Below are 14,520 nucleotides of genomic sequence, written 5' to 3'. Positions count from 1 at the left end.
GGGCGCGGGTGGGGCGGTGGCCGGGGCCCGCCGTGTCGCGGGAGCCGCCGCCCGGCCGGAGGAGTCGGTCCCGTGCAGGGACACCGCGACGTCGAAGACGGATTCCGGCGGCCGGGCGGGGACGGATCAGGCCCGGGTCACCGGCGCCTGCAGCTCCGTCACCCAGTCCTCACGGTTTTCCGGGCACTCCAGGTTGATCTCGCGGGGATACCCGGTCGACCGGTAGTCGTGGGCGTCGACCCAGCGGGCCAACGCCTGTGCGGTGGGGAGCACGGTGTCCATCGGACCGCGGTGCACGACGGTCGCCGCCCGGCCGAGGGACGGCAGGTCGAGGATCCGGAAGGCGCCGTCCTGGAGAGGGGCCGAGACCTGGACGGCGGCGTGGACGCTGATCCTGCCTCCTCCCTCCGGGGCGTCCTCGTAGTAGGCGACGCCGGGCCCCGTGGGGCTGATGCCCGCCGCGTCCAGGCACCGGAACAGCTCGTCGTAGAGCGGCCCGACGACGGGGCCGATGTCCTCGGGGCAGAAACTGGCGGCGGTCGCGGTCAGCTCAGCCACCCGGACGGAGGGGACGTTCTTGAGGACTACGTCGTTCGTGGGCATCCGGCCCTCGCTCTCGATCGCTCGGAGCCTCGCCTCGACCTGGACCAGCCGTGCTTCCGCGGCAGCCATCGCGGTCTCCAGCTCGGCCCGCCGCAGCCGCAGCATGCCGCGCAGTTCCCCGAGGCCGACCTTCTCGTCCACGATGTCCTGCACTTGCCGGAGCGTGAATCCGAGGTCCTTGAGCGCGATGATCCGGTTGAGGCGGGCGAGCTGGGCCGCGGTGTAGTGGCGGTAGCCGCTGACGGGGTCGACGTGGGCCGGGTGCAGCAGTCCGGTCGCGTCGTAGTGACGCAGCATCCGGACCGAGACACGGCCGTGCCGGGCGAAGTCTCCGATGGTGAACATGATGTCTCCGAGCTGATCACCTGACACCGTGTGAGGGTCAAGGAGCCACCCGGCGGCCGGGGGAGAGCCGGAGCGCCCGCCGGTGGTGCCTGCGCGTTTCTGGGACGGTCGCCCGTTCTGATGGTCGCATGACCCTTGATCGGCCGATGTACCGCGTCAAACGGCGGCTCCTTGGCAAGCCGCTCACCACAGAACGTGTCAGTGAGGAGAAGCTGAGCAACCGGACGGCGCTCGGAGTTCTCGCGTCCGACTGCATCAGTTCGTCGGCCTACGGCTCCGAGGAGATGCTCCGGGTCCTCGTTCCGGTGGTCGGAGCGGCCGCCTTCACGCTCGTCCTGCCGGTGACGGGCGCGATCCTGTTGGTGCTGCTGCTTCTGACGCTCTGTTACAGCGACGTCGTCACGATCTACACCCGGGCCGGAGGGTCCTACGTGGTGGCACGGGAGAACTTCGGCCCGGACATCGCCCAGGTCGCAGCAGTGGCCCTGCTGGTCGACTACGTCGTCACCGTCGCCGTCCAGGTCTCGGCCCCACGAACGCGCTGATCTCACTCGCCCACCTGGTCGGCGGCGGCTGGACGGGACTCGATCATCTCCAGTTGCCGGTCTCGGTGGTGGTGATCGTGCTCCTCGGATACGGGAATCTGCGCGGAGTCCGGGAGGCGGGCCGGATGTTCGCGCTGCCCGCGTATCTCTTCACCGCCGCGATGAGCCTGGTCTTCCTCGTCGCGGCGGTGCGCGCACTGACGGGCGAGCTGCCTCGTGCCGACCTGAACGCCCCTGGTGCCGTGCCTCTGGCAACTCCGGGCGACGGCTGGCTCTACGGCGCGTCGCTCTTCATCGTGCTGCGTGCCTTCGCCAACGGCGGCTCGTCCCTCACCGGACTGGAAGCCATCTCGAACGGCATCTCCGCCTTCCGCGATCCGCAGGGCCAAAACGCCCGGCACACCCTCGTCGCGATGAGCTGCGTACTGGCCTTCCTGGTCCTGGGCGTCTCCACCCTCGCCCACTTCACCCACGCCGTCCCGTACACCGACGGGACCCCGACGGTGATCGCGCAGGAGGCGCGGCTCGCCTTCGGCAACGGAACGGCCGGGACGGTCGGGCTGGTCTTCGTCCAACTGGCGACGGCACTGGTCCTCTACACCGGTGCCAACACCCCCTTCACCGGGTTTCCCTTCCTGGCCAGTTTCGTCGCGCAGGACCGGTTCCTGCCACGGGTACTCACCCGGCGGGGGCACCGGCTCGCCTTCTCCAACGGCATCGTCACCCTCTCCGCCCTCTCGACGGCCCTGTTGCTCGTCACGGGCGCCAACGTGGACAGGCTCGTGGCCCTCTACGCGATCGGCGTGTTCACCGCCTTCACCATGGCCGGGGCGGGCCTCACCGCTCACCACCTGCGCGGACGCGAGCCGCTGCGCCGGGTGAAGATCGCGGTCAACGCACTCGCGGCGACCGTCTCCGCCGCCGTCGTGCTGGTCTTCGCCGTCACGAAATTCACCGAAGGCGCCTGGCTGGTCGTCGTGGTCTTCCCGCTGGGGGTCTGGGTACTGATCCGGATCAACCGCGAGTACCGGCGTGAGGCCGCGGCCCTGGAGCGGCTGCCCACGGGCGCGGACCGGCCGCGCACCCGACGTCACCAGGTGTTCGTCCTCGTCGAGACGCTGGACCTGGCCGCGCTGAAAGCCCTGCGGTACGCCCACGAGCTGCGGCCCGACACCGTCAGGGCCGTGCACTTCGCCATCGACGAGGAACACGCACGCCGACTGTCCGCCCTCTGGGCGTCGACGTCGGCGACCTCGGTCGACCTGGAACTGGTGGCCTGTCCCGACCGCCGGCTGCGCCACGCGATGCGGGAGCTGGCCGTCCGGACCACACAGGACGGGAACACGTCCCTGACGGTGCTCGTGCCCCGGCGGTTGTACGCCAACGCCCTCGGCAAACTCCTCCACCGGGGCACCGGCGAGAAGATGTCGAGGGCGTTGGATCGACTGCCGCACGTAGCGGTCGTGATCCTGCCGTTCAACGCATCGCAGGCCATGCGGGCCCTGGAGGCGGACCGCCTGCCCGACATGGACTGAGGCGGGGCCGCACGGGCTCTCCCGACGGCCGTCCGGCAACGCCCGCGCCCGTCAGCCGGCTTGGCAGGTGCGGGCCCGTCACGCCTCGGTCGCGTCCCGGGGCGCGCTCCGGCGGTTCGCGGCGATCATCTCCCGGTACCAGCGGTAGCTGTCCTTCGGTGTGCGCTCCTGCGTGTCGTAGTCGACCCGCACGATGCCGAAGCGCTTGTCGTAGCCGTACGCCCACTCGAAGTTGTCCAGCAGCGACCACACGTAGTACCCGCGCACGTCCACGCCCGCGTCGATCGCCGCCCTCAGGGCCGTGAGGTGGTCCCGCAGGTAGGCGACGCGGTCGGTGTCGTGCACCGCGCCGTCGGCGGCGGGCGCGTCGTCCTCCGCCGAGCCGTTCTCCGTGATGTGGACCGGCGGGAGTGCGTCGCCGTACTGCTGCTTCAGCGCCACCAGGAGGTCGGTGAAGCTGTCCGGGACCACCGGCCAGCCCATCGAGGTCTCCCGGACGCCGGGGAGGCGGACCTCCTGGTAGCGGTTGTCCGTCGCCACCCGCCGGGCCGGGTCGTCCTCGCGGTACGGGGCGTCGGCGACCACGATCGGGCGGTAGTAGTTGATGCCGAGGAAGTCCAGCGGCTGGGAGATCAGCTCGAGGTCGCCGTCCTGCCGGAAGTCCTCCCCGGTGATCAGCTCGCCCCAGGTCTCCTCCTCCGTGGCCGGGTAGCGGCCCGCGAGGATCGGCTCGGTCCACACCAGGTTGTGCTGGGTGTCGGCGCGGACCACCGCGGCCGCGTCTGCGGCGGAGTCGGTGGCCGGCAGGTTGCGGTCCAGGTTGAGCGTGATGCCCACCTCGCGCACCCCGGCCGCGCGCAGCGCCTTCACCGCCAGCCCGTGGCCGACCAGCAGGTGGTGGGCGGCGGCCAGCGCGCCCCGCCCCTCCTTGGCACCGGGGGCGTGCCGGCCGACGGAGTAGCCGAGGAAGGAGCTGCACCACGGTTCGTTGAGGGTGATCCAGCGCGGCACCCGGTCGCCCAGGTGCTCGGCGACCACGGCCGTGTACTCGGCGAAGCGCTCCGCAGTCTCCCGCACCCGCCAGCCGCCACGGTCTTCCCATACCTGCGGGAGGTCCCAGTGGTAGAGGGTGGCGGCCGGTTCGATGCCCGCCGCGAGCAGTTCGTCGACCAGGCGGGAGTAGAAGTCGAGGCCCTTGCGGTTCACCGCGCCCGAACCGTCCGGCACGATGCGCGGCCAGGCGATCGAGAAACGGTAGGAGTCCACGCCGAGGTCGCGCAGCAGCGCCACGTCCTCGGGGTAGCGGTGGTAGTGGTCGCAGGCCACGTCACCCGTGTCGCCGTTCGCGACCAGGCCCGGGGTGTGGCTGTAGGTGTCCCAGATCGACGGTCCGCGGCCGTCCTCGCGGGCCGCGCCCTCGATCTGGTACGAGGCGGTCGCTGCGCCGAGGACGAAGCCGGGCGGGAAGCTGGGGTAGTCGCTCATGCTGTGCTGCTCATCTCCCTGTGTACGGGGTGGGCGGGGGTCACTTGACGGAACCGCCGGTGATGCCGGCGGCGATGTACTTCTGGGCGAGGACGAGGAGGACCGCGGCGGGCACCGCGGACAGGACGGACGCGGCCATCACCGAGCCCCAGTCGCCGACGTGCGCGCCGATGTACTGGTAGATGCCCAGGGTGATGGGCTTGACGTCGTCGGTCGTGTTCAGGGTGAGCGCGAACATGAAGTCGCTCCACGAGAACAGGAACGCGAACAGGCCCGACGTGATCAGTGAGTTGCGGCTCATCGGCAGCACCACCCGCACGAACGTCCGCACCGGCCCGGCACCGTCGATCTGCGCGGCCTCGATCACCTCGCCCGGGATCGACACCATGAAGGAGCGCATCAGCACGATGGAGAAGGGGATGCCCAGCGAGGCGTCCGCCAGCATCAGGCCGAAGTAGGAGTTGACCAGGCCGAGGTCGACGTAGGAGTTGTAGAGCGCGTTGGCGATGACGATGCCCGGCACCATCTGGGTGATCAGCGTGCCGAAGACGATGGTGCGCGAGCCGCGCAGCCCGAACCGGGCGAGCCCGTAGGCGGCCGGTGCCGAGACGGCCAGGCAGATGGCGACCGCGCCGAGCGAGACCGCGAGCGAGGTCAGCAGGTGCCCGCCCTGGTCGGTGATCGCCTTGGAGAACCCGGACAGGTCCAGGCCGCCCGGCACCGGGTCGACCTGGAGGAGCCCCGAGTCGGGCTGGAGGGCGGTGTTGAGCATCCAGTACAGCGGGAACAGCATCACGCACAGGATCAGCACGCCGGCGACGGTGGAGCCCCAGCGGCGCCGCGATGCGGTGGGCGGGTGGGAGGCCATGGACGTCACTTCCCCTCGGTGCGGTTGGCCCGCAGGTAGAACACCGCGAACACGGCGGAGATCAGGATGAGTACGTTGCCGACGACGGCGCCCGCGCCGAAGTCCAGCTGTACGAACGAGTTCTGGTACGTCAGGGTGCCCAGCGTCTGGGTGGCGTCGGCCGGGCCGCCGTCGGTGAGGGCGAGGATCAGGTCGAGGATCTTGACCGTCGACATGAAGCCGAGCACCAGGACGACCGTGACGACCGGCTTGAGCATCGGCAGGGTCACCGAGCGGAACGTCCGCCAGGCCGAGGCGCCGTCCAGGGCGGCCGCCTCGTGCAGTTCCCTCGGGATCTCCTGGAGACCGCCGTACAGGATGACCATGTTGAACGGGATGCCGATCCAGATGTTGACCAGGATCACCGAGACCAACGCCATCCCGGGGCTGGTCAGCCACGGTGTGTGACCGGCGATTCCGAGCGTGTCCAGGAACGAGTTGAGCACGCCGGTGTCCTGGTCGAGGATGCGCCGCCAGACGATGCCGGACACCACCATGGGCACCAGCCAGGGCAGCAGGATCAGCGAACGCAGCACCCCGTTCAGCGGGAAGCGGCGGCTGAAGAACACCGCGAGCGCCAGGCCGATGCAGAACTGGCCGAGCAGGGAGCCCGCCGTGAAGACGAGCGTGTGCCACAGGGCCTTGCCGAACAGGGCGTCCTGGAACACGGTGGACCAGTTGTCGGCGCCGTTGAAGGGCGCCTCACCGGTGAAGAAGGTCTTCGGCGTGTAGTCCTGGAAGCTCATCAGGACGTTGCGCACGAGCGGGTAGCCGAAGAACAGCAGCATGAAGACGACGGCGGGGGCGACGAACCCCCACTGGGCGAGCCTGCGCCGGCGCGCGACCCGGGCCGGGTCCGGTGCGGCGGCCGGCTCGGGGACCTCGGCGGGCGTCCGCGCGGTGGCGGCGGACGTGGGCATGGGCGTGGTCATGGGGACGTACCTCAGTTCCCGCTCGTGGCCCGCTGCTGGGCGCGCTTCAGGGCGGTCTCGCTGGACTGGCCGGTCAGGGCCGACTGGAAGGCGCTCTGCAGGGCGAGCGACACGCCCGACCAGCCGGCGCCGAGCTTGCCCGTCCGGGACCGGGCGACCGCCACCTGGTCGGCCAGGGAGTCCAGTTCGGGCACCTTCTCGCGCCAGGCGGCGGCGGCCCGGGAGTTGGCCGGGACCATCCAGCTGTTGAGCGCGTAGGTCAGCTGCTCCTTCTCGCTCGCGAGGCAGCCGACGATCCTGGCGGCCGTCTTCTCCCGTGCCCCGTCACCGGTGTTGGGCACGGTGAGCACCGCACCGCCGAGCGGACCCACCGAGTCGTCGCCGGCCTCGGGCACCGGGATCGGCGCGATGCCCCAGTGCAGCGACTTGTCGCTGTTGAGGGTCTCCACCTGCCACGGACCGTTGATCATCATCGCCGCGTTGCCCGCCATGAACTGGTCGTTGACGTCCGCCTGCGTCCAGTTGACCGTCGACTTCGAGAGTGAGCCGTCCTTCAGCAGACCCTTCCAGTAGTCCAGGGCCTCGACCACTTGCGGACCGTCCAGGTCCGTTTCGTCGCCGCCGTTGGACCACATGAAGGGCGTGAACTGGAAGACGCCGTCCTCCGCGCCGCCCGCGCTGAGCGCCAGCCCGTACTGCTTGCCTTGGGTGAGCCGCTTCGCGGTCTCCTGCAACTCGGCCCAGGTCGTCGGCACTTCGACACCCGCCCGGTCGAGGACGTCCTTGTTGTAGAAGAGAGCCAGCGTGTTCACCGACCGGGCCGCGCCGTAGTACGTCCCCTCGTACGAGCCGAAGTCGACGATGCCGTCGGGGATGCCGTCGGTGCTCAGCCCCAGGCTCCTGAGATCCACCAGGCCGCCCGCGTCGGCGAACGTCGGCATCTCGGAGGCGTCGAACTGCACGATGTCGGGCAGCGACTTGGACGAGGCCATCCGCAGGGCCTTCGTCATCACCTGCGCCGCCGGGACGCTCTGCTGCTCGATCGTGATGCCCAGCTGTTCGCCGCAGCGGGCCATCGCCTCCGCGTCCCAGCGGTGGTAGGACTCGTCGGTCGAGGAGTTCATCACGGTGTACACGTCGGCGTCCCGCTGCTGTCCGCAGCCGGCCAGCGCCGTCCCGGCGACCAGCGCGGACACGACGGCGAGCGGGGTGACGACGCGGCGTGAGCGCCCTCGTCCGCGGTGCGTGGCAGCCGGAGGGTGTGCTGTCAGGGCTAGCGGTGTGAAGCGCTTCGACATGGTGCGGCCCTTGCTGTCGTACCGTCCGGCTCCTTCGCCGGACCGTTTTGTTTGATGTGATGACTAATACGTCACGGACCCGCTTCCGCGCTAGACCAAAGCGGCTGCGGTCTCTTCACCGCGTGTGGTGAGGAGACCGGTCTTGTGTGTGATAACGGCAGTTCAAGGCCGTGTGAGTGGTCCCGGCCCCCTCGGCATCCCGGTCCGTGCTGTGTACGATCACAAAGCTGCGGGACGGCCTCCGTGCTCCCTGCCCGACAGCTACCGCCGCACCTGAGGAAGATCATGAAGTTCACCGACGGCTTCTGGCTCGTCCGCGAGGGTGTGCATCTCTCGTACGCCACCGAGGTACGCGATGTACGTCCGCAATCGAAGCGCTTCACCGCCCATGTCGCCGTGAAGAAGGTGACGCGTAGGGGGGACACGCTCAACGCGCCGCTCCTCACGGTCGAATGCTTCTCTCCCACCGAGGGCGTCATCGGCGTCCGTGTCACCCACCACGCCGGAAAGCGCCGGCCGGGTCCCGACTTCGCCCTCGCCGGCCCGGCGGACGGCGCCGGCGAGGTGCGCCAGGACGGCACCGTCACCGAGCTGACGAGCGGCCCGCTCACCCTGCGCATGGACCGCGAGGGCCCCTGGGGCCTCACCTTCCACGACGCCGACGGACGCGAACTGACCCACGCCAACGCCAAGAGCACCGCGTTCGCCACCACCGGCGACGGCTCCCACCACATGCTGGGCCGGCTCGCGCTCGGGGTCGGCGAGCAGATCTACGGCCTCGGCGAGCGCTTCACCCCGTTCGTCAAGAACGGCCAGGTCGTCGACATGTGGCAGGCCGACGGCGGCACCAGCAGCGAGCAGGCGTACAAGAACGTCCCGTTCTACCTCTCCTCACGCGGCTACGGCGTCTTCGTCAACCACCCCGGAGCGGTCTCCTTCGAGGTCGGCTCCGAGTCCGTCGGGCAGGTGCAGTTCAGCGTCGAGGACCAGACGCTGGAGTACTACGTCGTCGCCGGGCCCACCCCCAAGGACGTCCTCACCCGCTACACCGCCCTCACCGGCCGCCCCGCGCTGCCGCCCGCCTGGTCCTTCGGCCTGTGGCTCACCACGTCCTTCACCACGCCGTACGACGAGGCGACGGTGACGTCCTTCGTCGACGGCATGGCCGAGCGCGGCATCCCGCTCTCGGTCTTCCACTTCGACTGCTTCTGGATGCGCGAGTACCAGTGGTGCGACTTCCAGTGGGACCCCGACGTGTTCCCCGACCCGGACGGCATGCTCGCCCGGCTCAAGGCCAAGGGGCTGCGGATCAGCGTCTGGATCAACCCGTACATCGGCCAGAAGTCCCCGCTCTTCGAGGAGGCCGCCGCCCTCGGGCACCTGGTGCGCCGGGCGAACGGCGACATCTGGCAGTGGGACCTGTGGCAGGCCGGGATGGGCCTGGTCGACTTCACCAGCCCCGCCGCCCGCGACTGGTTCGCGGCCAAGCTGAAGCCGTTGCTCGACCAGGGCGTGGACTGCTTCAAGACCGACTTCGGCGAGCGGATCCCCACCGACGTCGTCTGGCACGACGGCTCCGACCCGGAGCGGATGCACAACTACTACACCCATCTGTTCAACCGCACCGTCTTCGACCTCCTGGAGAGGGAGCGCGGCCGGGGCGAGGCCGTCCTCTTCGCCCGTTCCGCCACCGCGGGCGGCCAGCAGTACCCCGTGCACTGGGGCGGCGACTGCTTCTCGTCCTTCGAGGCGATGGCCGAGTCCCTGCGCGGCGGCCTGTCCCTGTCGCTGTCCGGCTTCGGCTTCTGGAGCCATGACATCGGCGGCTTCGAGGGCACACCCGACGAGGCGGTCTTCAAGCGCTGGCTGGCCTTCGGCCTGCTCTCCTCGCACAGCAGGCTGCACGGCTCCTCGTCCTACCGGGTGCCGTGGGAGTTCGGCGAGGAGGCGGTCGACGTGGCCCGCCGCTTCACCCGCCTCAAGCACCGCCTGATGCCCTACCTGTACGGCGTCGCCGCCGAGGCCCACCGCACCGGCGTGCCCATGATGCGGCCGATGGTCCTGGAGTACCCGCACGACCCGGGCTGCCGCCCGCTGGACCGCCAGTACATGCTCGGCCCCGACCTCCTCGTCGCGCCGGTCTTCACCGAGGACGGCGAGGTCGAGGTGTACCTCCCCGAGGGCACCTGGACCCACCTCCTGACCGGCGAACGCGTCACCGGCCCGGTCTGGCGCACCGAACGGCACGGCTACGACAGCCTGCCGCTGTACGTCCGGGAGGGCGCCGTCCTGCCGCTGGCCCGCGACGAGCAGCGCCCCGACGCCGACTGGCTGGACGCCCCGACCCTGCTCGTCCACCCGCCCGCCCGGGCGGACTGGACGGCCCAGATCACCGTCCCCGACCTGCTGGGCGGCGCGGCCGCGGACTTCCGGGTGCGGCGCGAGGGCGACACCCTGCGGGTCACCGCGAGCGGCACCGACCGCCCCTTCACGGTGCGGGTCGCGGGCGGCGCGAGCGCGGACGGCACCGGCGAGGTGACGGTGCCGCTGGGGTGAGGCCCGCGCCGGGCGCCTGCGGCGGCCCCGGTGGCGGTCCGGCCGCGGCCCGGGGGCAGCCGGTGAGGGTGTCCGGACCCGGGGCAGCCGGTGAGGGTGTCCGGACCCGGGGCAGCCGGTGAGGTGTCCCGGCCCGGGGTCAGCCGGTGAGGGTGCCCAGAGCCGTCAGGAGGCGGTCCACGTCGTCCGTGTCGGTGTACGGCGCGAGCCCGACCCGGACGCCGCCCTCGTCGCCGAGTCCCAGGCGGCGGGAGGCCTCCAGGGCGTAGAAGGTGCCGGCCGGCGCGTCGATGCCGTGCTCGGCGAGCCGCCGGTACACCTCGGCGGGGCGCAGGCCGGCCACGGTGAACAGCAGGGTCGGCGTGCGCCGGGCGGCCCGCGAGTACACGGTGACCCCGCCGAGCCCGGCAAGACCCTGCTCGATCCGCCCGCGCAGCGCGTCCTCGTGGGCCTCGAGCGCCGCGAAGGAGGCGACGAGCCGGTCCCGGCGGCTGCCCCGCGCCTCCGGGTCGAGACCGGCGAGGAAGTCCACCGCCGCCCGCGCCCCCGCCAGCAGCTCGTACGGCAGCGTGCCCAGCTCGAAACGCTCGGGCACGGCGTCGCTGGAGGGCAGCAGCTTGTCGGGGCGCAGGCCCTCCAGGAACTCCGGCCGGGCCGCCAGCACCCCCAGGTGCGGGCCGAGGAACTTGTACGGCGAGCACACCAGGGTGTCCGCGCCGAGGGCCGCGGGATCGACCACGGCGTGCGAGGCGTAGTGCACGGCGTCGACGTGCAGCAGCGCGCCGACGCCGTGCGCCAGACGGGCGACGGCCGGCAGGTCGGGCACGGTGCCGACGAGGTTCGAGGCCGCCGTCACCGCGACCAGCCGGGTGCGCGGGGAGAGCACCGCCGCGACGTGGTCGGGACGCAACTCCCCGGTGGCCGGGTCGAAGTCGGCCGTGCGCACGCTCGCCCCGGCCGCCTCGGCGGCCTGGACCCAGGGCCGGATGTTGGAGTCGTGGTCGAGCCGCGTGACGACGACCTCGTCGCCGGGACCCCACGACTTGGCGAGCGTCCGGGACAGGTCGTAGGCGAGCTGGGTGGCGCTGCGCCCGAGGACGATGCCCCGCGGGTCGGTGGCGAGCAGGTCGCCGAGCGCGGCCCGTGCCGAGGACACGATGTCGTCCGCGTTCCGCTCGCCCTCGGTCGTCCGCCCCCGGTTGGCCAGCGGGCCGGCCAGTGCCTCGCCGATGGCGTCGATGACGGGCTGCGGGGTCTGGGTGCCGCCCGGCGCGTCGAAGCGGGCGGAGCCGGACTTCAGGGCGGGTATCTGCGCGCGGATCGCTTCGACGTCCAGGGCCATGTGCACTCCAACCGGGGCGGGGGCGGGGACTCCGGCTTCATGATCGCAGCCGAGTGGCGATCGGAACAGACGCGGCGCCCCGGCGGGCGGCGGCTTGGGGCCCTGGGGGTGGAGGGGCGGGCATGACCCGAGGACAAGGGCGGATGTGCCGACCCGGTCAGGATTCCTCCGCCGCCACCGGGCTCTTCTCCCGCCCGCCGGGATGCCGGTGCCGCCAGACCCAGAAGACCGCGCAGGACAGCAGTGCCCACCCCGCCAGCACCAGGAAGGGGAACACGTGCTGGTGGCCCTGGAAGTACACCGCAGTGTGCTGGGCGTTGACCGAGGCTCCGGGCGGCAGCCACCGGCCGATCAGACCCAGCGGGGACGGCAGCAGCGGCCAGGAGACCGCGCCGCCCGACGAGGGATTGCCGATGATCACCATCAGGCCCCAGGTCGGCAGCATCGCCCAGCGGCCGAACAGGGTGTTGAACATGGTGAAGACCATGCCGGACACGAACATGGTGAGCGCCAGGATCGACCACGACTCGGCGAAGGGCAGATCCAGCGCGTCCAGCAGCCAGTCCACCGTGGCGGCGATGGCGAACCCGCCGAGCAGCGCGTAGGCCGCCGTGAAGAGGATGCGTTCGACCGGGGTGAGCGACCGCGCGTGCACGCTCAGCTGGATCGCCCCGACGAATCCGATGATCACGGCGGCCAGCGAGACGTAGAAGATCGCCAGCCCGCGCGGGTCGCCCTCCTGCAGCGGGTTGACGTCATGGACGGTGACACGGACGCCGAGCTTCTCGCCCACGGCAGGTGCCGTCTCGGTGAGCAGCTCGGCGACCGAGGCGCCCGAAGCGCCGGACACGTCCAGAACGGCGTTCCGCCCGTCGTCGCGCAGCTCGAAGACCGCGAAGACCTCCTGCTGCTCGATCGCCTCGTGCGCCGCCGTACGGGTCGCGTAGGGGTGCACCTTGACCGACGTGTCCAGCGCCCGCTCCAGACCGTTCAGGAAGGCCCGGCCACCGGCTTCCTGATAGGAGCCCACCACCGCCGTGGGGATCAGACGGGGCGTCGGGTTCGCCATCGAGTAGGTGTACGAGCCGGCGAAGAGCCCCGCCGCGGCGGCCAGGATCAGCGCCAGCACGGTGGCCGGCCAGAACGGCGTCTGCCGGAAGGCCGCCCACCGGTGCCCGCGCGGTGCGTCCGCGTCGGCGTCCTGGGACAGGTGAGCCATGTGCGGCGGGGTCAGGCGTGCACGAGCGGGGTGTCCACCAGGTGCTCCGCAACGAACCACGCCTGCAGTTCGTTGGTGCGCACGACCTCCGAGACGAGCAGGTCGTTGGTGCCGTCGTCGCCGAGGTCCTGGGTGCGGGCCGCCGCGTCGTGGCAGTCGGTGAGGATCAGCTCGTGCGCCTCCAGCAGCCGCGAGAGCATGGACGGAACCTCCTCGACCCCGTCCGGCGGCCGCGGCACGCCGGTGATCTCGGCGACGTGCCTGGGGTCGCCGACCGCGACACCGCCCAGCGTCTGGACGCGCTCGGCGATGGTGTCGATCAGCTCCAGCTGTTCGCCCGCGTGCTTGTCGAGCAGCAGGTGCAGTTGGTAGAACGTCGCTCCGCGCATCAGCCAGTGGTACTTCTTGTACAGGTCGTGCAGGATCCGGGTGTCCGCCAGGACCTTGTTGAGCCGCTGGCCGGAGTAGAGCCGGGTCTCCATGGACAGCGCCACGGGGAACTGCTTGACCGTGCCGAACTCCTGGATGATCCTGCCCTGCTGGTGCAGCCAGGGCTGGCTGCCGTCGGACCGGTGCTGCGCCGACGAGGACGACTTCGGGGAACTCACGCCGGGACTCCTTCCGGAGGGTCGAGAAGAGTGCGCCGGCACGATGCCACCGGCTTCGGTTCCCCCCGCGACAGTCGACCAGCCGCCCGCCGGGCCCGCAAACGCTGGCGGGTGTCCGGGCGACCGGGCCCGGAGGGTACCGCCGCCGCAGGGGCCGCCCGGGCCGCAACGGCACGGGCGGCCTGCCGGAGCCCGGCGGTGTCCGGGTGACGGGCGCTCCGCTGCCGCGCGCCGTCAGGGTGTCCCCGCCGCCGCGTACACGGAGCGCACGCCCGGCACCGGCGCGGCCGCCGCTGCGGCCAGCGCGGCGGCCGCACTGGCGATGCCGAGCACGGCGCCGGCGGCCACGTCGCCCGGGTAGTGCACGCCGGTGTGGACCCGGGAGTAGCCGACGGCGCTCGCCAGCGCACCGAGCGGGACGGCGCCGGCGGGCAGGACGACACCGACGGCCGTGGCGAACGCGACCGCCGCGGCCGTGTGCCCCGACGGGAACGAGGCCGACGTGGGCATCGGCACCAACCGGTCCACCGTCACCCGTGCCGCCTCCCGGTCCGGCCGCGCCCTGTGCACCAGCCGCTTGCCCAGCAGGTTCGCCGACGCCGAGGCCACGGCGGCCGCGCCGAGGCCGACGAGGGCCGCCCGGCGGGCCCGTGCGCCGCCGAGCGCGAGGACGGCGGCGGCACCGAGCGAGATCTTCGAATGGTCCGCGGCGCGGGACAGGCGCCGCAGCGCCCGGTCGAGCGCCGGCGTGGAGGTGGCGGCCACCGCCGCGTACAGCGCGCCGTCGACGGCGCGCAGCTCACCGAGCACGGTGGCCCCGGCCCGCTCGCGCGCACGCCCCGGGCCGTGCTGTCGGGCGGGTGGTCCGCCGGAGTCCGGGTCCGGGACTCGGGCCGGATCCGGGGCCGCGCCGGTGGGTTCGGTCATCGGCTCCTGCTCTGCGGAAGGGCATGCGGCCACGGGTGTCGGCCACGGGCGCCGGGTGCGGTGGTGGGACGCGGTGGTGCGGCGAGGCCACGCCGCGGACCGGCGCTCGGTGCGCCGTGCGATCCGGCGCCGCACCATTGTGGTCCGGCGCGGTGCGCAGGGCGCGTCCGCGGGGCCGTACGGGGGACGGGGACGGGGTACGGAGGGCGGTTTGTGGG

General features: G+C 71.8%; 10 protein-coding genes and 1 pseudogene. 2 read left to right on the top strand and 9 right to left on the bottom strand.

All coding sequences use genetic code 11. The features are described 5' to 3' along the window. Positions 1-126: 126 nt before the first annotated feature. On the bottom strand, positions 127-948 hold the full coding sequence (locus HZS56_RS20100) for a MerR family transcriptional regulator (protein WP_216722113.1): 822 nt from the start codon (positions 946-948) through the stop codon (positions 127-129). A gap of 128 nt (positions 949-1,076) precedes the next feature. Here HZS56_RS20100 and HZS56_RS20095 point away from each other — a divergent pair. Next, a pseudogene (locus tag HZS56_RS20095) lies at positions 1,077-3,028 on the top strand (APC family permease). A gap of 78 nt (positions 3,029-3,106) precedes the next feature. On the opposite strand, the gene HZS56_RS20090 reads toward HZS56_RS20095, so the two are convergent. Genes HZS56_RS20090 through HZS56_RS20075 form a run of 4 tightly spaced genes read right to left on the bottom strand, consistent with a single transcriptional unit; the run spans position 3,107 to position 7,650 of the window. After that, a complete protein-coding gene (locus HZS56_RS20090) occupies positions 3,107-4,513 on the bottom strand; it encodes a GH1 family beta-glucosidase (protein ID WP_216722112.1) in 1,407 nt (468 codons plus the stop codon). 40 nt (positions 4,514-4,553) lie between these two features. After that, positions 4,554-5,381, bottom strand: coding sequence for a carbohydrate ABC transporter permease (locus HZS56_RS20085; RefSeq protein ID WP_216722111.1), 828 nt, complete (start codon positions 5,379-5,381; stop codon positions 4,554-4,556). Between the two features lie 5 nt (positions 5,382-5,386). Next, on the bottom strand, positions 5,387-6,340 hold the full coding sequence (locus HZS56_RS20080; RefSeq protein WP_216722149.1) for a carbohydrate ABC transporter permease: 954 nt from the start codon (positions 6,338-6,340) through the stop codon (positions 5,387-5,389). Between the two features lie 23 nt (positions 6,341-6,363). Then, positions 6,364-7,650: an ABC transporter substrate-binding protein gene (locus HZS56_RS20075; protein ID WP_253914548.1), complete on the bottom strand. Its 1,287-nt coding sequence runs from the start codon at positions 7,648-7,650 to the stop codon at positions 6,364-6,366. Between the two features lie 285 nt (positions 7,651-7,935). Here HZS56_RS20075 and yicI point away from each other — a divergent pair, with 285 nt between their 5' ends. Beyond that, a complete protein-coding gene (yicI, locus tag HZS56_RS20070; RefSeq protein ID WP_216722110.1) occupies positions 7,936-10,206 on the top strand; it encodes an alpha-xylosidase in 2,271 nt (756 codons plus the stop codon). Between the two features lie 139 nt (positions 10,207-10,345). Here yicI and HZS56_RS20065 read toward each other — a convergent pair whose 3' ends face one another. The 4 genes from HZS56_RS20065 to HZS56_RS20050 all read right to left on the bottom strand — a co-directional run bounded on the left by HZS56_RS20065 (position 10,346) and on the right by HZS56_RS20050 (position 14,302). Then, positions 10,346-11,548: a cysteine desulfurase-like protein gene (locus tag HZS56_RS20065; protein WP_216722109.1), complete on the bottom strand. Its 1,203-nt coding sequence runs from the start codon at positions 11,546-11,548 to the stop codon at positions 10,346-10,348. Positions 11,549-11,705: 157 nt separating this feature from the next. Further along, positions 11,706-12,767 carry an ABC-2 transporter permease gene (locus tag HZS56_RS20060; protein WP_216722108.1) on the bottom strand — a complete coding sequence of 354 codons (1,062 nt, stop codon included), beginning with the start codon at positions 12,765-12,767 and terminating at the stop codon, positions 11,706-11,708. Between the two features lie 11 nt (positions 12,768-12,778). Further along, complete coding sequence (locus HZS56_RS20055) at positions 12,779-13,375, bottom strand: Dps family protein (RefSeq protein ID WP_216722107.1); 597 nt, start codon at positions 13,373-13,375, stop codon at positions 12,779-12,781. A 234-nt stretch (positions 13,376-13,609) separates the two neighbouring features. After that, positions 13,610-14,302, bottom strand: a complete 693-nt coding sequence (locus HZS56_RS20050; protein ID WP_216722106.1) for a phosphatase PAP2 family protein — start codon at positions 14,300-14,302, stop codon at positions 13,610-13,612. Positions 14,303-14,520: the final 218 nt, after the last annotated feature.

It is taken from the genome of Streptomyces mayonensis, assembly GCF_018982965.1.
Classification (GTDB): Bacteria; Actinomycetota; Actinomycetes; order Streptomycetales; family Streptomycetaceae; genus Streptomyces; species Streptomyces mayonensis.
The sequence above is the reverse complement of the archived record's forward strand: the minus strand, read 5'-3'. Positions and strand labels throughout refer to the sequence as shown.